The 479-nt window shown below is 58.2% G+C and carries 1 protein-coding gene; it reads left to right on the top strand.

Annotated elements, in window-relative coordinates:
- A partial coding sequence (locus tag KP705_RS17330) for a Tn3 family transposase (RefSeq protein ID WP_215765174.1) occupies positions 1-479 on the top strand: 479 nt, incomplete at both ends.

Genomic DNA, 479 nt, shown 5'->3' on the forward strand with positions numbered 1-479 from the left:
GTCTGCGTGCCGGAGACATCTGGGTAACGGAAAGTCGCCAATACCGCGCATTCGACACCTACCTTCTTCCGGAAGCCACGTTTGCAGCGATGCGCGCGCAAGGACCGTTGCCTCTGGCGATCAATGCTACGGCTGACACGTTCCTTTCTCAACGGCGTGCAGTGCTGGAAACCGCGCTGAACCGGGTGACGGCTCTTGCCAGGAAGGGCGAGTTGTCACAGGTCCGGCTTGATGCACATGGTCTTGTGATTTCGCCTCTGAAAGCAATTACACCCCCTGCTGTGGAAGAGTTGAGGCGGGCGGCTTACGACCGGCTGCCACGCATCAAGATTACTGATCTTCTGCTGGAAGTGGACCGCTGGATCAGCTTCACCGACTGCTTTACCCATCGCCGTTCCAGCCGTGTCGCGGATGACAAAAACGCCCTGCTGACGGTGATCCTGGCGGATGGGATTAATCTTGGTCTGACACGCATGGCC

Source organism: Gluconobacter sp. P1D12_c (genome assembly GCF_018812105.1).
GTDB lineage: Bacteria > Pseudomonadota > Alphaproteobacteria > Acetobacterales > Acetobacteraceae > Gluconobacter > Gluconobacter oxydans_A.